Source organism: Treponema phagedenis (assembly GCF_008153345.1).
In the GTDB taxonomy this organism is placed as follows: Bacteria; Spirochaetota; Spirochaetia; order Treponematales; family Treponemataceae; genus Treponema; species Treponema phagedenis.
Genome location: NZ_CP042818.1, coordinates 1,418,246 through 1,437,388 on the forward strand (window position 1 = coordinate 1,418,246; position 19,143 = coordinate 1,437,388).

General features: G+C 39.3%; 18 protein-coding genes. 16 read left to right on the forward strand and 2 right to left on the reverse strand.

Annotated features, from left to right (window positions below; translation table 11 throughout):
- Positions 1 to 212: 212 nt before the first annotated feature.
- Entirely contained in the window at positions 213 to 3,053 is a 2,841-nt protein-coding gene (locus FUT79_RS06295; RefSeq protein ID WP_187426856.1) for a tetratricopeptide repeat protein, read from the reverse strand.
- Positions 3,046 to 3,786 carry a tetratricopeptide repeat protein gene (locus FUT79_RS06300; protein WP_002696512.1) on the reverse strand — a complete coding sequence of 247 codons (741 nt, stop codon included), beginning with the start codon at positions 3,784 to 3,786 and terminating at the stop codon, positions 3,046 to 3,048. Before FUT79_RS06300 ends, FUT79_RS06295 begins: the two co-directional genes overlap by 8 nt.
- A 45-nt stretch (positions 3,787 to 3,831) precedes the next feature.
- On the opposite strand from FUT79_RS06300, the gene FUT79_RS06305 reads away from it, so the two are divergent.
- The 16 genes from FUT79_RS06305 (at position 3,832) to malQ (ending at position 18,965) form a co-directional block, all read left to right on the forward strand.
- The gene (locus tag FUT79_RS06305; protein ID WP_231577630.1) at positions 3,832 to 5,205 is read left to right on the forward strand and encodes a tetratricopeptide repeat protein; all 1,374 of its coding nucleotides are present in this window, start codon (positions 3,832 to 3,834) and stop codon (positions 5,203 to 5,205) included.
- A gap of 11 nt (positions 5,206 to 5,216) precedes the next feature.
- Positions 5,217 to 5,888: a metallophosphoesterase gene (locus FUT79_RS06310; RefSeq protein ID WP_024753438.1), complete on the forward strand. Its 672-nt coding sequence runs from the start codon at positions 5,217 to 5,219 to the stop codon at positions 5,886 to 5,888.
- Positions 5,885 to 6,829: a hypothetical protein gene (locus FUT79_RS06315; RefSeq protein ID WP_002696518.1), complete on the forward strand. Its 945-nt coding sequence runs from the start codon at positions 5,885 to 5,887 to the stop codon at positions 6,827 to 6,829. The genes FUT79_RS06310 and FUT79_RS06315 overlap by 4 nt, the downstream gene beginning before the upstream one ends.
- 475 nt (positions 6,830 to 7,304) lie before the next feature.
- Positions 7,305 to 8,966: a PP2C family protein-serine/threonine phosphatase gene (locus FUT79_RS06320; RefSeq protein ID WP_002696522.1), complete on the forward strand. Its 1,662-nt coding sequence runs from the start codon at positions 7,305 to 7,307 to the stop codon at positions 8,964 to 8,966.
- Between the two features lie 29 nt (positions 8,967 to 8,995).
- Positions 8,996 to 9,334 (forward strand): STAS domain-containing protein, encoded by a 339-nt coding sequence (locus FUT79_RS06325; protein WP_002696525.1) that lies wholly within the window; start codon positions 8,996 to 8,998, stop codon positions 9,332 to 9,334.
- A gap of 19 nt (positions 9,335 to 9,353) precedes the next feature.
- A complete protein-coding gene (locus tag FUT79_RS06330; protein ID WP_002696527.1) occupies positions 9,354 to 9,899 on the forward strand; it encodes an ATP-binding protein in 546 nt (181 codons plus the stop codon).
- A gap of 809 nt (positions 9,900 to 10,708) precedes the next feature.
- Positions 10,709 to 11,023, forward strand: a complete 315-nt coding sequence (rplU, locus tag FUT79_RS06335; RefSeq protein WP_002696537.1) for a 50S ribosomal protein L21 — start codon at positions 10,709 to 10,711, stop codon at positions 11,021 to 11,023.
- A gap of 3 nt (positions 11,024 to 11,026) precedes the next feature.
- Complete coding sequence (locus FUT79_RS06340) at positions 11,027 to 11,350, forward strand: ribosomal-processing cysteine protease Prp (protein ID WP_024753439.1); 324 nt, start codon at positions 11,027 to 11,029, stop codon at positions 11,348 to 11,350.
- A gap of 32 nt (positions 11,351 to 11,382) precedes the next feature.
- On the forward strand, positions 11,383 to 11,643 hold the full coding sequence (gene rpmA / locus FUT79_RS06345) for a 50S ribosomal protein L27 (RefSeq protein WP_024753440.1): 261 nt from the start codon (positions 11,383 to 11,385) through the stop codon (positions 11,641 to 11,643).
- A 70-nt stretch (positions 11,644 to 11,713) separates the two neighbouring features.
- On the forward strand, positions 11,714 to 12,841 hold the full coding sequence (gene obgE, locus FUT79_RS06350) for a GTPase ObgE (protein WP_002696542.1): 1,128 nt from the start codon (positions 11,714 to 11,716) through the stop codon (positions 12,839 to 12,841).
- Positions 12,838 to 13,416 carry a nicotinate (nicotinamide) nucleotide adenylyltransferase gene (gene nadD / locus FUT79_RS06355; RefSeq protein WP_024753441.1) on the forward strand — a complete coding sequence of 193 codons (579 nt, stop codon included), beginning with the start codon at positions 12,838 to 12,840 and terminating at the stop codon, positions 13,414 to 13,416. The genes obgE and nadD overlap by 4 nt, the downstream gene beginning before the upstream one ends.
- The gene (gene yqeK / locus FUT79_RS06360; protein ID WP_002696546.1) at positions 13,409 to 14,011 is read left to right on the forward strand and encodes a bis(5'-nucleosyl)-tetraphosphatase (symmetrical) YqeK; all 603 of its coding nucleotides are present in this window, start codon (positions 13,409 to 13,411) and stop codon (positions 14,009 to 14,011) included. Before nadD ends, yqeK begins: the two co-directional genes overlap by 8 nt.
- A gap of 37 nt (positions 14,012 to 14,048) precedes the next feature.
- Entirely contained in the window at positions 14,049 to 15,245 is a 1,197-nt protein-coding gene (locus FUT79_RS06365; protein WP_024753442.1) for an LCP family protein, read from the forward strand.
- 15 nt (positions 15,246 to 15,260) lie between these two features.
- Positions 15,261 to 15,641, forward strand: a complete 381-nt coding sequence (gene rsfS, locus FUT79_RS06370; protein WP_002696550.1) for a ribosome silencing factor — start codon at positions 15,261 to 15,263, stop codon at positions 15,639 to 15,641.
- A 132-nt stretch (positions 15,642 to 15,773) separates the two neighbouring features.
- Positions 15,774 to 17,210, forward strand: a complete 1,437-nt coding sequence (locus FUT79_RS06375; protein WP_044634874.1) for an ABC transporter substrate-binding protein — start codon at positions 15,774 to 15,776, stop codon at positions 17,208 to 17,210.
- A gap of 81 nt (positions 17,211 to 17,291) precedes the next feature.
- Positions 17,292 to 18,965: a 4-alpha-glucanotransferase gene (gene malQ / locus FUT79_RS06380; RefSeq protein WP_024753444.1), complete on the forward strand. Its 1,674-nt coding sequence runs from the start codon at positions 17,292 to 17,294 to the stop codon at positions 18,963 to 18,965.
- Positions 18,966 to 19,143 lie beyond the last annotated feature (178 nt).

Consider the following 19,143-nt stretch of genomic DNA (forward strand, 5'->3'; position numbering starts at 1 on the left):
TCTTTGAATATAGTAGTCTTGGTTTATCGAACCCTTAAAGCTTTAATTTTTACACTCTTTTTAAAGACGCTAAGGGTCTTGACAGCACTAAAGTCTATTACACGGTTTTCAGCTGCACAATATACTTGCGTTGATCCTGTAAAAGTCCATTTTTTTCAGTTTAAACTTTATGCTCATATAATTATGAATGAGTTTTGAAAATTTAACAAGTATTAAAGAGAATTTAATATTCGTTTTATTTCTCCGGACTTATTGTATCTGGGATTCTTTTGCAATAACTCTTCTAAAACCCTTCGTCCTTCAGACTTTTCATCGGAACTGATATATAGTTTTCCCAATTCATAATAAGAATCCCAGAGTTTTTCATTTAATGCAATGGATTGTTTATAAGCATCTTTTGCCTTTTCTTGCAGTCCGGCACCGACAAAAGCCCCCGCAAGATTCTGTCTTGCCAGTCCGTGTTTCGGTGCAATAGAAACCGCTTTTGCATAATGCTCTACCGATTTATCCCATCGGTTTTGAAGTCCGTAGAGCTTTCCTAAATTAGTATTTATTTCAAAATTATTCGGTTCAAGTCGATATGCAACGCTTAACTCTTGTTCCGCATCGGATAACTTGCCGGAATCCATATAAAGCTTACCGAGATTATTCCTCGGTTTAGCGTAATTTTTATCCAATCGGATAGCTTTTTCATAATTGATTAATGCAAGGTCTGTTTTCCCTGTTTTTTCTGCGGCAAGTGCATATGTATAGACAAAGAGGGCATCGGAATTATTAAGTCCGGCAGCTCTTTCTGCATATGTAATTGCTTCTTCCGCTTTATCCATTTCGAGTAATACTGTTGCAAGATTATAATACGTAATAGAATCTCGTGCACCGAGAGAAATAGCTTCACTAAAATGTTTTGCCGCTTGGGTGTTATTTCCCAGTTTTGCATATACTTGCGCCATTTCTTTTATCGCGGTTATATTCGCTGATTCTATTGAGAGGGCTTTTTGATAGTTTGAAATTGATGCTTGATAATTTCGCTTGTTATCTTGTATCCGTGCCAGTTCTATCCATGCACGAACATAATCGGGTTTAATCTTTGTTGCTTCTTGAAAAGCAGCAATAGCGGCGTCATTTGCATTTAAAATCTTGTTTACCAAACCGAGATTAAAAAATGCCTGTTCAAATCGAGGATTCCCTTTACATGCCTTTTCAAAAGAGTTTCGCGCTTTTTGATAGCTTTTCGCTTCAAAATACCGTTTTCCAAGTTCATAATTATAAAGATAATTATCTGGATCTAATTGATGTGCGCTTTCCAACTCGGTTAAGGCCAAAATAGGATTTTTTTGTCCGTCCGCAATCTGTGAGTGCAGATAATGAGCGGAAGCTGATGAGTCTTTTGCGGCAAGAGATTGCTTGACATATACGGATGCGGAATCTAAGGCATTGCTCTTTAGTTGCGGGCTATTGGTTTTTTCCCAAAACTTATACATAGCTTCAGCCATTTCTTTATATTTTGAGGCGGTAAAATTTTTTTCAGAAGAAGGCATTGCCCGTATTGCCTTATTAAAAGAGGAAAGAGCTCCTTGATAATCTCCGTCCGCAGCCGCTTGTTTTCCTTGCCGCACATATTCGGTTACTTCCGCAATTTGTTTTTGAGATGTTTCGTTTTCTTGAGCAAGCTCTTGTGCTTTTCGCTCGGCTTCACGCTTTTGTGCCAACTCTTGCTGCGCTTTTCGCTCGGCTTCACGTTTTTGAGCGAGCTCTTGCTGCGCTTTTCGCTCTGCTTCACGCTTTTGTGCAAGCTCTTGCTGCGCTTTGCGCTCTGCTTCACGCTTTTGTGCAAGCTCTTGCTGCGCTTTTCGTTCGGCTTCACGCTTTTGAGCGAGTTCTTGTGCTTTGCGCTCTGCTTCACGCTTTTGTGCCAACTCTTGCTGCGCTTTTCGCTCTGCTTCACGCTTTTGTGCAAGCTCTTGTGCTTTTCGTTCGGCTTCACGTTTTTGTGCGAGCTCTTGTTGCGCTTTTCGCTCCGCTTCACGCTTTTGAGCGAGCTCTTGGGCTTTACGCTCGGCTTCACGTTTTTGAGCGAGCTCTTGCTGCGCTTTTCGCTCTGCTTCACGCTTTTGTGCAAGCTCTTGCTGCGCTTTGCGCTCTGCTTCACGCTTTTGAGCGAGTTCTTGTGCTTTGCGCTCTGCTTCACGCTTTTGTGCTAACTCTTGTGCTTTTCGCTCCGCTTCACGCTTTTGTGCTAACTCTTGTGCTTTGCGCTCCGCTTCACGCTTTTGTGCTAACTCTTGTGCTTTGCGCTCCGCTTCACGCTTTTGAGCGAGCTCTTGCTGCGCTTTGCGCTCGGCTTTACGCTTTTGTGCCAACTCTTGCTGCGCTTTGCGCTCTGCTTCACGCTTTTGTGCAAGCTCTTGTGCTTTTCGCTCGGCTTCACGTTTTTGAGCGAGCTCTTGCTGCGCTTTGCGCTCTGCTTCACGCTTTTGTGCAAGCTCTTGTGCTTTTCGTTCGGCTTCACGTTTTTGAGCGAGCTCTTGGGCTTTACGCTCCGCTTCACGTTTTTGTGCTAATCCCGTTTGACTTGATGTTTCTATTGCGGCTATCGTATTAGTTGAGCCTTTTTGCAAATCGGTTTCTTTATAAGAAGTATTGCCAGAAGACGGGACGTTTTGTTTTTCGGATGATAATGCGTTTTGAGAATCTGTATTTTGAGCGCCGTCAAGCTGTATACCGCCTGAAGTTTTTCCGCTTGCTCCCGCATTTTTTGCAAGCGCCAGGTTTGCTTCCTGAGCCTGCCTGAAAAGCTCATCTTCACCCATATCTATCTCAGATTGAGTTTTTTCACCGAGTATACTTTTTCCCTCTTGTTCCGCAAGCCATGCCAATTCTTCGGCAATTTTCTTTTCATCATCAGTAGTGTCTTTCCCCGAAGGATTTACTGACGCAATCGGTAGTTCCTGATTTTTTGATTTTGAAAAAAATAAAAAATATCCGCCGATAAGTAATAAACAAAGCAGTATACCTGCTCCCACTGCAATTAAAAATTTTTGTAAATTATTCAAGTTTATAATCCTCCGAGTAGTTAATAGTATCTTCAGATCCGGCTGAAATTGAATCCGCATCTTTTCCGTCTTGTAAGGATGTTTCTAATGAATCCCGCAAGTTTTTATATCGTTCTTCGGCAAGCCTTTTTTCTTCCGCTTCGGCAGCTTTACGAGCCTCTTCACGAATTTTTACAATTTCAATTTCGTGTTGACGCGCTTCAAGCAAAGATATCATTCGCTGGATAGAAGGTCTTTGAGAAGAATCAAAATCCAAATTTAAGTATGTTTTATAATCCTGTAAAGCTTTATCATACTCTTCTTGTTTCATATAGGTATTAGCCCGGTTTAAAACAGCGGGCGCAAAGGAGCTTTTTTTTGTCAAAGTTTCAGTAAAAGATTTTTCTGCATCGGTATATCGGTTTTGCATAAAAAATGCGTTTCCGAGGTTGTAATCATACAGGTATGAATCTCCCCCTGCACCTTCTTTGCCTTTTTGTAGCCAGTAAATGGCATCCACATATTTTCCTGTTTGCAAATAGGCAACCCCAAGATAGAGATGTACGTGCATATTTGAAGGATCTTCTTGAGAAGCTTTAAATAAAAGCGAGACCGCTTTATCCGGCTCATGCTGCATTAAAAGCTTTTTTCCTTCATTAAAGTAGTCAAAGGCAACCAGCGGTTTAGAAAAAAAACACAGTGTACAAAAAATTGCTATTTTTATAACAAGTATATACTTGCGCGTCTTATACATTTGACATTCCTCCGTAAAAACTATACCATAAAGAATATGCCAACGATGTATTTAATAAGTTTAATCGCCGTACTCTCTTTAAGCATTGTTTTTTTGCTGGTGTTTCTTTTAAAAACTTTTTTAGCGCCTCATAAGATAACCCGAATTGAAAAAAATATCAATGCGGGAAGATATACAAATGCAATTAAACAGGCAAAGTCCGCACTTGCAAAAAATCCACAAAATTTTGCTGCGCGATATCTTTTGGGAAAAGCATATTTAGCTGATGATAAGCCTGAGCTTGCATTAGCTGAATTTAAAATAATAGGAAAAACAAAAGTTTTTACTAATATAAAAGAAGAGATTGAGTTTCGATCTACTATAGCCCGTTTGTATCTTAAATTTGATCAGCCTGAAGAAGCATTAAAAGAGTATGCATTATTAGTAAAGCTGGATCCGCATTGTGCGGATTTTCATTACTGTATCGGACAGCTTTTTGAACAAAAAAACATGAGTGATATGGCTATAAATTATTATAAAAGAGCTATTGATTTGAATCCGAAACATGCGCCGGCATATGCGGCTTTGGGGCTTTTATATTTTAGGAGCGGTCTTTTATCGGATGCAAAAGAGGCAATTGATACCGTGTTAAAATTCGGTCCGGATAACACGGATGCCTTATACTATCAGGGACGTCTTTTGCGGGAAACAAAAGACTATGCACATGCACTTACCGCGCTGGAAAAAGCGGCGCGAGATCCCGCATTGCGAAAAAAATGCTTTATTGAAAAGGGCAGATGCTATTTAGAAGCTCAAAGCACTGAAAAGGCGCTCTTTGAATTTGAACGGGCTTTAAAACTGACAAAACAGGATGATAGTCCCGCCACTTTGCAGCTCCGTTATTTTTTAGCCGCATGTTATGAAAAACAAAGAGAATTTGATAAGGCAATTGAACAATGGCAGCTTATCCGCGCGGTTTCTCCTCATTTTAAAGACATTGCCGAAAAACTTTCTCAATATCAGGGACTTCAATCAAATGATCATATGAAGGAATATTTGACACTTTCATCCGTTGACTTTATACGACTTTGCACAGTTATTGCGGAGCAGGCATTTAAATTGCATGTAAAATCTCAAAAAGAGATGAAGCAAGGCTGTATTATTGTCGGGACGCCTGCTGAAGCGGAGAAGTGGAGTAATGTCCGGGCTCAGCCTAAAATTATTGTTTTTTTTCGCGATTCTGAAATAATTACTGACAGTTTTTTACGGTCTTTACTGGAACAAATGAAAACAAAAGCTTTCACTCGCGGTATTGTTGTTTCGCCTTCGGGCTTTTCCCGATCGGCAATAAGTTTTGCTGAAACAAGGCCGATAGATCTCATAGATGAGGATAGTTTTAAGCAGCTTTTGGAAAATGCGGAAATAGCATTTAAACATTGACAGGGATGTGTATGAAAATTCTTTGCGTTTCCGATGAAATTGATGCCCTTGTTTACAACCACAATATAAGGGGGCGATATGCGGATATTGATTTGATTATTTCCGCAGGAGATCTTCCGATGGAATATTTGGAATTTATTGTTTCATCTTTGAATAAACCGCTTCTTTTTGTATTCGGGAATCATAATTTAAATGAATTTCCGTATTACCATGGGACATCTTCTCATCAATTAATGTATATTAATAAGAGAGAAAATCTTGATTTCGGATTTGGATCAACGTATATCGGATTTAAAATAAAACGAGAATCGGAGCTCATTATCATGGGAGTTTCAGGTTCAATGCGTTATAATAATGGGCTTTGTCAATATACGGAAGCCCAGATGTTCAGAAAAATTCTACGCCTCATTCCGCGCCTTTTTATCAATAAAATACGATACGGCAGATATTTGGATATTTTAGTAACTCATGCGCCGCCTTTGGGTATTCATGATAAAGAAGACCTTTGCCATAAAGGATTTAAATGTTTTTTATGGTTTATGAGAAAATTTAAACCGCGTTTTTTACTTCATGGGCATATACATCTTTACGATTTACAGGAAAAACGGGTAACAAAATATCATGAAACAACGGTTATCAATGTATATAGCCAATATATTTTAGATACGGAAGAAGAGTCATGAATTTCGAAATTGTACGGCAAACAGCATCTGAAGATTTTAATAAAGCAAGAAACAAAGCCTTATTGAATGAAATACAAAATTTCATGAATCCCGATAAAAGAAGGCTTATCTCTTTTAATGATTTAAAAAAAATACTTAAACCGAAAAACGAAGTATATGTGGGAATGAAAACTGTTCCAATCAAAAAAATTGTAGGTAGTGAAGGGCGATATCATGATTTTGATAACCATTTCTTGCCTCGCTCTAATATGCTGCGTCGGCGTTGGGAGCGGGTTGACCAAGCGCATTTATCAGATATTATTCTTCCTCCTATTCAGCTGTATGAATTGGCAGGGCTTTACTTTGTCAGAGACGGCAATCATCGGGTGTCGGTTGCAAAGGCTCAAGGAATAGAATTTATTGATGCCGAGATTATTTCTTTGCAAAGTGAAATTGTATTACCGACCGATGTTCGTCCCGATACGCTGGTGCCTGTTGTCATTCATTATGAAAAGCGAATTTTTTATGCACAAACAAATTTCGGAGATATTACCGATTATTGGGATTTAAATTTTACGGAAACAGGACGATATGATGTTATCTATAATCATATTCTTGTACATAAATATTTTCTCAATGAGCAAAGAAATAAGCAAAATCAATCCGAAGAGCTGCCTTTTAATGATGTAATTCTTTCATGGTTTCAAACAGTGTATACTCCCACAGTTGAAGTGATCAGAAAATATGGGATTTTATCGGAATTTAAAAGAAGAACAGAAAGCGATATTTATGTATGGCTGGTAAAGCACTGGGATGAGTTAAAACAAAAATACGGAGCCAACTTCAGTCTTGATGATGCGGGAAAAGATTTTGTGCAAGCGGTAAAAAAGCAGCAAGAAGGTTTTTTTAAACGACTGAAAAATTTTGCGGCAAATAGATTTCTTTTCAGAAAAAACAACTAAAATATCACCGATAAGTTTTGCATTTTATTATTTTAACCGTTTTAAAAACATCGAAAAACCGGTATTATCTCAGGACAAAAAAACGAAAACTTATTTTTGGAATTTATTTTGATTTACTGAAATTAAAAACAATTTACGGTAAATTCCGAGAACGGGATGCTAAAATTTGCCGCAAGCCTATACATTTAAACAATACTTTCCGCCGCCTACCGTTCTATAAATTAACTTGCGGTGATAGTAAATCGAAGTATTAATTCAGCATTCCTATGGTAAATTGCTCACTGTTGTCAAACCCACAGGTTTGGTTTTGCCATGGAAGTCAAAACTCCAATAGAAGTTTTTATGGATTTTGTGTATCCGTGTCTAGTTTAACTTGACAATTCAGGAAATTTTTTACGATTTGTATTATTAAAATTCGTGCTCTTGCGTGTATATACCTTGACGCTAATACTTATAGATGATAATATGCTGAATTATGGATAATTTTATCAGGTTTTTGCTTATATGCATTCCTATGATATATCTTCTTTTTACATTTTATATAGTTTCTATTCTTTTTAATAAAAAAATACGAAAAACCGTATCGGTTTTGCCGGTAGGAATACTTGTCTGCAGCGTCTTAAATATTTTTGCAGCGCTCATTGCTTTTTTTTCCCATAATATTCTTTTTTTAGTGTTGGGAGTGGCGGCAAGCGTTTTTATTCTTTTTATTTTTACCTTTCGTTTTAAGCAAATCCAAGTGCGGGAATTTGAACGGGAAGAACAAGCTACCCGAGAAGCGCAGGAAATGTTGGAAGGTAATAATGCTGCCGATGAGACATACCTAAGAGCAAAGGCTCTTTTTCCTGTCGGAAATAAATTTATTGCTCATGCAGCGGAAATGTTACGAGACAGAAAAGATGTTTCCGCTACTTTAGCCTTCATTAATCAAGTAATGATTGAGCAGATGTATGCGGACGGCGGAGTTATTCTTATTGCCGATGACTTTGAGGATTTTTTGGCGGTTAAAGCATTAGAAGGTAATTTTCCTCCCCCGTATAAGTTGCCCGATGATGTTCCGCATAAGATAGAGCGAGTCAGAACAAATTTTAAATACGCTGAATTTAAGCTTGAAAATTCAATTTTCGGAGAAGCTGCAACAAGCGGTGTTCCTATTTTAATACAAGACGGAACCCAAGATGAGCGAGTTTATAATAATGGTCCTGAGTCTTTTTTATTGCCGGGCAGTTATCTTATCCTTCCGATGATTTCAAAAGGAAACGTAACCGGTATTATCGGTTTGTCGCGCGATTCCGGAAATGTTCCTTTTACCGAAACCGATGTGGAAATTGCGGAAATGCTTGCTAATTATGTAACGGAAGCCTTAAACCTTATTGATGCTTTGCAGGAAGAAGCGGAGCTCACCGCCATTGAAAACGAAATGGCTATGGCAAGTAAAATTCAAAATATTTTACTGCCGAAAAAGCTTGTCGATACACCGAGCCTTTCATTCGGGCTTTATGCAAAGCAGGCAAAAGGCGTTTGTTCTGATTATTATGACGTGATTAGATCGCAGGAAGATCGCAGTTTTATTATTGTTTTCGATGTTGCGGGAAAGAGCATTCAAGCTGTTATTGTTATGATTATGATTCGTGCAATTATTTATCTTTTAACAAGCACCAAACAATCTACATTAACCCTTTTGGACGCGCTTAACAAGGGAATTACCGGAAAAATATCTATTGACCACTATGCCGGTGTGTCTTTTTTAACATATTTGCATAATGAAAAAGCAATTGAGTATGCAAGTGCCGGAAATCAAGCCTTACTTATTTGGCGAAATAAAACAAATAAACTTGAAATGATAACACAGGCAACCGATCCCATCGGAGTCAGCGTTAAATCTATTTATACAGTAAAAAAATTACCTTTTACGGAAAATGATATTGCAATATTATATACAGATGGTATAATAGAAGCATTGAATTCTGAAGGTTCGCAGTTCTCACTACAGTCAGTATCCAATGTTATTGCAAAAAATAAAGATCTCCGCGCTAAGGAGATTGCAAAAAAATTGAATGAGCAAATTACACAGTTCATGGGAAAAGCTTTACCGCGTGATGATCAAACATTCGTGGTGGTAAAGGCTAAAAACTAGATATATAATGATAAAGGAGTATCTACAGCATGGAACTTAAAATCCGAAAAAATCGAGAGGTTTACATAGTAGATGTAAGCGGAGAGATGGATCTGTACAACTCTTACAAGCTCAAAGAGCTTGTTATGAAAATGCTTGAGCGCCAGGTGCAATGTGTTATTATTAATCTTGAAGAAGTTGATTATATCGACTCCTCAGGTATTGGGGCTTTAATTTATATCTGCTCAACAATGAAGAAGATGAGTTTAAAGCTTTTTATAACTAATATCCACGGATCGGTTAAAAAGGTTATAGAGCTTACTAAATTAATGGGATATTTTCCTATTACTAATAGTTTGGAAGAAGCTCTTCAAAAAATGGAAGATTAATTTTTAAGGAGGATTAATTATGAGTCCAATAAAAGAATTGCGTGTGGATGAAAACAGTCCGCTTTTTGATAAGACCGGCATGTTGTATAAGGAATTTCCTTCAGATTTTCGACAAATACGTTATTTTACGCTTCTTATTGTGCAGTCTGCCCCGCTTGAAATAAAGGGGGTTAACCTTCTTGAACAGCAAATCAGTGAAATTATCAAAAACGCTGTAAAACATGGAAATAAATGTGATATTTCAAAAAAAGTGAAGGTTTGGTATGACTTTACCCCTGCAAATGCTCATCTGATAGTTGAAGATGAAGGCGATGGCTTTAAAGATATGGAAAAATGGAACGAATTTAACCGCAAACGTTTGGAGTGTTTGCATAAGCAGGATTTCGGAAATCTTGCCTCCTACGTTTCCTTCCGCACCGCCCGCAGTGATGATAATGACGGCGGAAACGCTTTATTTGCAGCGCTTGAATACTGGAACGGCGGCTTTGTATTTAATAAAAAACGCAATGCGGTTGCCATGCTCAAGCAATACCCGCAAAAACGACACGGCATCTCTATTGATTAATACGTAAATAAATTATTCATACCTGAAAAATTAAATAAAAAGAAAGCGGAGCTTTGTAAGCTTCCGCTTTTTTGAGTTATAAGCTAAAAAGTATTTAAGAAACTCTTGGAAAGGTTTTCGTAATGCGTAATGGATAGTTGTCTGAAACATTACCGGTATAGCATTTTTTTGATGACTCTATCCGTGTTTAATATATTTTATACGAACTGTAAAAAATTTTATAAAAAAGAGTGCGACACTACGGGTTGATTTTGACGTCCATGTCAAAACCAACCCTGCGAGTTTTAAAGCTTTGTGAATAGTTCTGCTTTAAAACATCGCTTCTGTTTGGAACCACGGGCGTCCATGCTCGTTCTGAATGTAGTTTTAGCATTCTTGTTTACAGTAGCTGCGAGTTTAAAAGCTTCAATTTTTTATAATTTTGTATTGATGCTTTTAAACATCGTTTGACGCCTAGCGCTTTACCATAGGAATACGAATTATTGTCCCGCATTCAACCCCGCATGACGGAAGCGCTTGAGGCATAAATCAAATTATGCCAGGCGTAAATCCTTAGAATGCAAAGCACGGACGAAGTTTTAGTAATATACGGTTACTTCGCCCAAAAGCGGGGACATTTTTATGGTGGCGTAACAGCTCCTTTTTTGCGCCTTGACTTTTTTATGCAATCCGTGTTATTATCCGCTTTGTTTGTTTATTATTTTCAGAATATCCCCGTTAATGTTTTGAAAAATAACAATGTATCGCTTAAAACGATTAGTTTTTAATAATCCAAATGAAATGAAAATCTGAAAGATTCGGAGGTTTTTATGTACGCGCTTGTTGAGTACAAAGGCAAACAGTATAAAGTTGAAAAAGGCAGCAAGATTAGGGTTGATAAAATTGCTGAAGAACAGGGTTCCACAATTAGTATTGATACGGTTTTAATGCTCAGTAACGGAGATACTGTTTCTATCGGAACTCCTTATGTTGCAAATGCAAAGGTTTCCGCAACTGTCGGAGAGAGTTTTAGAGATAGAAAGGTTATAGTCTATAAGTATAAAAGCAAAAAAGATTATCACCGAACAATCGGCCATCGCCAGCATTATACGTATTTGACGATTGACACTATTGAGGGTATTTAATAGATGATTTCTGTTCTGCTTGAACTGGGTACACGGAATGAGTTTTTTTCCGTTACTGCATCAGGTCATGCGGAAACAGCGCCGCGGGGCTTTGACATTGTATGCGCTGCGGTATGTGTTTTATTGCGTACTGCGGTTATCGGGCTTTCCGAGGTAAATCCGCAGGTTAACACGGCGGAGCGAGGTTTTTTAACCTGTACGGTTCCTTCTTACGCAGAGGATTCATTAGCTCGATTACAATTTACCGCCGAATTTTTGGCAAACGGGATGAAAACTCTTGTAAAGGAGTACCCCGAGGCGGTTGATTTTCGCGTTAAAAAACTATGACGGCATAAGCCGATATTTATCAGGAGGCTAATATGGCACGTAAACGAGGCGGCAGCGGCTCAAAAAACGGAAGAGATTCAAATCCTAAGTATTTAGGAGTAAAAGTATATGGCGGAGAGGTTGTTTCCGCCGGTTCTATTCTTGTACGCCAAAGAGGAACAAGTATTCATCCCGGAAATAATGTAGGAAAGGGAAAAGATAATACCTTGTTCGCAAAGGCGGATGGAGTTGTTACGTATCATCAACGAAAGGGCAGGCGACTTGCCTCGATAAATCCCATTACGGCGGAATAAGCATATAAAATTTATTGTATTCTGCACTATATTTATGGTTTTACATTGATTTCATGCTCAGGGAGGGAATATGATTCGGTTTGCCGATGAATCCGTCATACGCGTATCATCAGGAAAAGGCGGCAACGGCTGTATTGCTTTTAGACGAGAAAAGTATGTGCCGAAAGGCGGCCCTTCAGGCGGAGACGGCGGCAGGGGCGGCGATGTTATTTTTGAAATAAAGCAAAACATGCGTACCCTTGTCCATTTACGCTATAAGCGCGTATTTAAAGCAAAAAACGGCAGAGACGGCGAAGGTAATCAGCGATTCGGCGCAAACGGCGAGGATTGTATTATTCCCTTGCCGCCCGGCTGCATTATAAAAGATGCGGAAACGGGCGAGCTTATTTATGATTTTGGTGATAAAACCGAGGGTAGTTTTACCTTTTTAAAAGGCGGAAACGGCGGTTGGGGGAATTGCCACTTTAAGGGGCCGACCAATCAAGCACCGAGAACCGCTCTTCCGGGGCAAGAAGGCGAAACTCGTTCAATCAAAGTTGAATTAAATATTATTGCGGACATCGGTTTGGTAGGCTTTCCCAATGCGGGGAAGTCTTCCTTGTTGGATTTTTTTACCAATGCCCGCCCTAAAATTGCCCCCTATCCTTTTACTACAAAAATTCCTAATCTTGGTGTGCTTCATATTGATGATGAACGCGATATTATCCTTGCCGATATACCCGGTATTATTGAAGGTGCTTCGGACGGCGTCGGACTCGGTTTTCGGTTTTTAAAACATATTTCCCGCACCGCAGGTCTTGCCTTTCTTATTGACTTATCAGATGATAATTATCTTGATGCGTATACGGTGCTTTCAAAAGAGCTTGCCGCCTTTTCAGAAGAATTAGCTGCAAAAAAAAGAGTTATTATTGCGACAAAACTTGATTTACCGGACACAAAAGAGCGGCTTGCGGAATTGCGAAAAAAACTTCCGGATTTTACTATACTGGGCATTTCGGTGTTCAATCGCTGGGGATTGGACGAAGTGAAAAATGCTTTTATTGAGCTCTGCGATTCGCTTACAAAAAAAGAGTCCGACACAACTCTTGAGGACGAGGATCACTTTATGCTCGCCGATATTGAAATGCCGGGGTATGAGCAGCGCGATGATTTCGGAGCAACCGTAAGTTTAAGCAGAAAAAGGAAGCCTAAAAAATGAGGCTTGCTATTTTAGGCGGCTCTTTTAATCCCTTACACATCGGACATTTGGCGCTTGCAGATGCGGTGTATGCCACAGAAAACTACGATAAAATCGCCTTTATTCCCGCTTTTCTCTCTCCATTCAAAAAAGAACACAGCGGCTGCACGGCGAAAGACCGATTACAAATGCTGAAAACTGCTATTCAGGACGTTCCCTATTTTTCTTATGAAGATTGCGAAATAAAAAAAGAAGGAATCTCTTACACTATTGACACTATACTCTATTTAAAAGAAAAGTATAAAAGCAGTCTTGAGGGTAAAATCGGCTTAATTATCGGTGAAGACATGATAAAGGATTTTCCTTTGTGGCATCGATATAAGGAATTAAAAGAGTCGGTAGATATTTTGGTCGGTTTCAGACCTCTTTCCGAAAAAAAAACAGCTGCCGAATTTTCGTATACACAAATCGAAAATGCCGTTTTACCGATCTCTTCTTCATATATAAGAGAAGCAATCAAAAAGAAAAAAAGCTGGCGCTATCTTGTACCTGCTACGGTATATGAGTATATTATAGCAAAGAATTTATATGACTAAGAAAAAAATAAAAGAATACATTGAGCAAGTTGACGCGTATGCAAAAAAAGAGCTAAGCGAACATCGATATAATCATTCGGTCAGAGTAGCAAATTTTGCGGGGAAACTTGCAAAAAACTATCATTGCGGAAAAAAGACAATCCTTTGGGCAAAACTTGCCGGCTTTGCACATGATATTTGCCGAGAAAAACCTGCCGATTTTTTATTGAAGTATGCAAAAAAAGACGGAAAACCTATTGATGAGTTTGAAGAAAAGAATCCGCTTTTATTACACGGAAGAGCGGCAGCGATACTCTTACAAGCACAATTCGGCATAAAGAAAAAAAAACTCTTGCGGGCAATACGCCACCATACATTCGGCTCAAAAAAACTGGATACGCTTGGAAAGATTCTTTTTGTTGCGGATAAAATAGAACCGGGCAGGGAAAATGCTGAAAATTTGCGCAAACTTATTCCGGTGTTAAGTTTAAACCGCCTTACCGCAAAGGTTGTTGCCGAAAGCATTGCGTACAATACGGCAAAAAATAAAAAAACACATCCTCGGACAAAAAAAATGTATACTCAATTAAGAAAATTCCTTGAGGATGAAAAATGAAAAACTATTTAATAATGCAGATAAGGGAAATAAAACCATGAAACTGATGACTGCGGGAAAAAATATTATTTTTTTAATTATTATTTTGTTCATCCTGATAGGGACAAGCATTGCGGTAATTTTCAGTATGAAAACAGACCCTATTGATACCTCACTTTCTAAAGATAATATCTTAAAAGTGCTTTTTATTATTGAGGATAAAAACATACCTGTTTCAGCAAATATTATTGCCTATTATCCGCAAACAAAACGGGCTGCAATGTTTGATATCCCGCACAACATCGGGCTTATTTTGCAAAGTCTTGGACGTACAGACGGAATTTCCGCCCTTTATACTGAAAAAGGTATAGAAGTATATAAGCAGGAAGTTGAAAAACTTACCGGCATACAAGTACCTTTTTATTTTATTTGCTCATTGCAGGATTTTTCCGAACTTACCGACCTTTTATCCGGTTTATCTGTTTTTATTCCCACTCCGATTGACATTGATTCCGAAGAGCACGGAAAGATTCTTTTACCGTCCGGCTCAATTGTGCTTGATGGCGATAAAATGCATGATTATCTGATATATACAAATGAAGATGATGCGGAAGGAGAATCGGATGTGCGTAAACAAAAGGCGGTCCTTGCATTTTTGCGCAGCATAAATGATCATGGGGATGAAATTTTTAACACGGACAGATACAATATTTTTAATTCTCTTATCAAGTCAAACATAAAAGGAAAAGATTTCAAAAAACTGATACAATCAATTTGCAAGCTTGATTCCGAGCGGTTGGTTCCGCAGCGGTTTTCAGGGGCTCGAAGAACGGTTGATGGAAAAAATTTGCTTTTCCCGTTTAGAGACGGTCAGCAAATAAAAGAGATAGTTCGTCAAACGCTTGCAGTGCTTGCCTCAGAAGACGGTGCGGCATTTGAGCGTGTATATGCGCTTGAGATTTTAAACGGAACCGATACGCACAGACTTGCAAAAACTACGGCAGATATTTACCAAAGTTTTGGCTACGATGTGGTTCGAGTTGACAACGCTGCCGAGCAAAATATCGAAAAAACTTTGCTTATCGACAGAATAGGTAACCCCGCTGTGGCAAAAATAGTCGGTCAGGTTATTAAATGTCAAAACATAACTACGGCAGAAATAACCGATGACGGGCACGGGGTGGAAACAGGTATTGATTTCACTCTTATATTGGGAAGTGATTTTAACGGTTACTTTGTAACCTCAGGAAAATAAATAAAAGGAAGGATTATGGATTTTTATAATTCGGCTCTGGCACTCGGGAAACTTTTAGAGGAAAGAAAAGCTGAAGATGTAGTTGTTATTGATTTGCGGGAATACCATACGTGGACCGATTTTTTTGTTATCGGTACCGTTTCCAGTGCCATACAGGCAGCGGGAATTGAAAAATATTTACATGAAGAGATTGCAAAACTCTCTTTGGAAGAGTATCCTGTTAAACGAAAAGTGGCGAACGGGGAAGAATGGAGCCTTATTGATCTAGGCGGCATTGTTGTCCATTTGATGAGTCCAATGGCAAGAAAATTTTATGATTTGGAAAAACTTTGGTTTGAAGGAAAAAATATTTTAACAAATGTAAAGAAAACAAGTGATGATGCGGAGAAAATGTAAAAAAATCTTGCATTTATAAGCGGATCATGTTTTACTATGTCTAAGGGATAATCGAAAGCTTTCCGCCGCAGGCGTGCGGAAGATTGAAAAATATCGGTTCCTAATACGAAAAACAAAATAAGGAGTTTTGTTATGAAAAAAATTATGACAATTGCAGTATCGATGATGTTAGTATTTTTTCTTTTCAGCTGCTCAAAACCAGAAGAAAAAACAGTCGGAGGAGGCGGAAAATACGATCTTAAAGGCAATACGGTAAAGGTTCGCCTTTGGGACTCTCCGAATCCCTATGCCGACGACGTAAAAGATGTTGATAAAGAAAAATGGTTGCCGATTTTTGAAAAAGCGGCAAAAGATTATAACTGCAAATTTGAATTTTATACCACTACGGTGGATTGGGCGGAAATGCCTTCAGAATTTATTAAATCCGTTACCGCCGGTCAACCTGCATGGCATATTACCAATAACTTCTCGGCAATGTGGTACGGGCAATTGTACGCAAACGGTGCAATGGAAGATATTTCAAAAGCGTTAAAAACTATCAAAATACCGGAAAATTATACTTCGGCGGCAAAATATGGAAATCAGGTTTTCGGTTTTGTAACAGGAGTAGGAACCGAAGGGTTGATTTTTAATAATAAAATGATAAAAGAAGCGGGAATGGCAAAAACTCCTTCTGAAATGTTTAGAGACGGAAAATGGAGTTACAACGATTTTTACGCTTATTTAACGGAACTGCAGTCAAAGCTTCCGAAAGGCACGTTCGCTTTCTTTATTGATCCCATGTACTGGGATATATTTGCTCCTTCGGGCAACGGGGCGGCAGCTCTTTCTCAAGACTTTAAATATACCGCAGATTCAAAAGAGTTTATCGAAAGTATTGAGTTTTTACAAAAAGTAAAAAAAGCCGGAGTTATTCGACCGGTAAATACTTCTAAAGAAGGTGATCCTGACTACTGGGGAACACCGGCGGCAACCTTTGACAAGGGGGTAGAAGTTGCTATGACTCACCGCGCATCATGGCAGTGGTCAGGATTAAAAGGCGCCGGTATCGATTGGGGATTTGTTCCTTATCCCTGGGGTTCTGCAGTAACCTGCTCAGGCGATTATAAAACCTTAAGTGAAAATTATACTTCTGCATATTATGATACGGGAGCGAGGGGCACTATTTTGGCAGGCGTGGAAAAAGACTTCCCCGGAATTCCGAAAGATACTGTAATTGAGGCACTGGTACATCTTTGCTTTGATCTTTTTGTTCCTCAAGAAACACAGGAAGAACTTGCCTTACTAACAGCGGGCTCACAGACTGATGAAATTGACATAGGATCTTTCAATGATGAACTTTCCGCCGAGTTGTATGACTGGTATGCGAAACGCGCGCGATTTAATCCCATCCAAGCCTTTAACGGACTGGGAATCGGGAGAGTTGACAACGGAAAGGGAGACGGCAAAACAATGTCATTCCACGGTCTTATCTATAAGATCGTAAACGATAATGCTTCCGCCCGTGCAACACTTGAGGCTGCACGCCCTGAAATTGATGCACAAATTAAAGATTTTTTAGCAAAATAGCTATAAAAAATTTCGACTAAAAGAGCAGGCAAAAAATTGCCTGCTCTTCCTCTTTTTTATACAAACTAGTGTGGTGAACCAATGAGTTTTATTCGATCTGCAGGAATACTGCTTCATCCAACCTCTTTGCCCGGACAAGAGCCGATCGGCACGTTAGGGAAATACGCATTTAAATTTATTGACTGGTTAGATACGGCAGGCATGCGCCTGTGGCAGATTCTTCCGCTCGGTCCGACCGGTTACGGCGATTCTCCGTATGCATCTTTTTCAAGTTTTGCAGGGAACCCTTTGCTCATTGATTTATCGGAATTAAAAGAGCTTGGGCTGCTTTCCGCGCAGAATATACTCATCCCCGCCCATCTTTCTGCAGCGGGTCATATTGACTTTGGCTCCCTTGTTCGCTGGAAAATTCCGCTATTAAAAAAAGCCGCCGTGCAATTTTTAGAACACAAAAGCACCGCTGAATCTAAGGCGTTATACAAGGAATTTGAGGATTTCAAAAAAGACAAGCGACACCTCCACGATTATGCGGTATTTATGTCTATTAAGGAAGTCTATGACAAAAAAGCTGAAGAAGAAAAACTTTTTGGAAAACTATGGAATAATTATTGGCCCAAAGACCTTGCCCGCCATAATCTTCAAGCAGTAAAAAACTGGGAAACCGCACATGCGACAGAGATTGAAGTATATAAAATCATTCAATTTTTCTTTTTTAGACAATGGGCAGCCCTGCGCGCCTATGCGGCAAAGAAAAACATTGCCATTATCGGTGATATACCTATCTTTGTTGCGCCGGACTCTTCAGATGTATGGGCAAATCAAGAGTTTTTTCAATTGGATGAGAACGGGCAGCCTCTTTTTGTTGCGGGTGTTCCGCCTGATTATTTTAGCAAAACCGGACAGCTTTGGGGCAATCCTGTATATAACTGGCAAGCACTTAAAAAAACAAACTATGCATGGTGGATTGAACGGGTTAATGCGGCCTTGGAGCTTGTCGACTATATTCGTATTGACCATTTCCGAGGTTTTGAATCATATTGGGCTGTGCCTTTTGGTGCAAAAACAGCAGAAACGGGAAGCTGGGAACCTTGCCCCGGAAAAGATTTTTTTCTGCACTTAAAACAAGCCCTTGCGCAAAAAAATCCGCAGTATGCAAATTCTCTGCCGATTATTGCGGAAGACCTTGGGGTAATTACGGAAGAAGTACGAGAGTTACGCGATAGCTTCGGGTTACCGGGAATGAAAATTTTACAATTCGCATTCAATGCGGATGAAGTAGCACAAAGCGGATATACAAATACATTCCTGCCGCATAATTATACGAGAAATTCTATTGTGTATACCGGAACCCATGATAATACCACGCTCAGATCCTGGGTGGATGAGCTTTCAAAAGAAGATTTTCAGGTAGTGCACGAATACCTTACCGGTGAAAAAATGCCCTCCTTTGTGTTAGAATCCTTGTTTTCCGAACAAAAACTCTTAGAAACAGAGAGCGACACCATGCGGGATGAGCTTGCGTTTGATATGATAAAACTTGCCTTTATGTCTGTTTCGGTATTCGCAATCATTCCGCTGCAAGATGTTTTTCTTCTTGGAAAAGATGCTCGCATGAATAGTCCCTCCACTCTTGGCGGCAACTGGACATGGCGATGCCCCGAGTTTTTTCTTGATAAAGAATTTACCTCCTGGCTTTCAGATTTAGTGCGAATTTCCGGAAGAGAATCCAAACCCGCGGGTTTAAAAGCTTTGTAAACGATTTTTCTTTAAAACATCGCTTCTGTTTGGAGCCACGGGCGTCCGTGCCCATTCTGAGTTTTGCCGTCCGTGTCAAAAACTTTCTGTTATAAAAAAGAGCCCGACACGGCGCAACGGCGAAGTTTTGAAAATTTACTGTAACTTCGCCTACGAGTTTTGCAAGGGCGGGCAATTT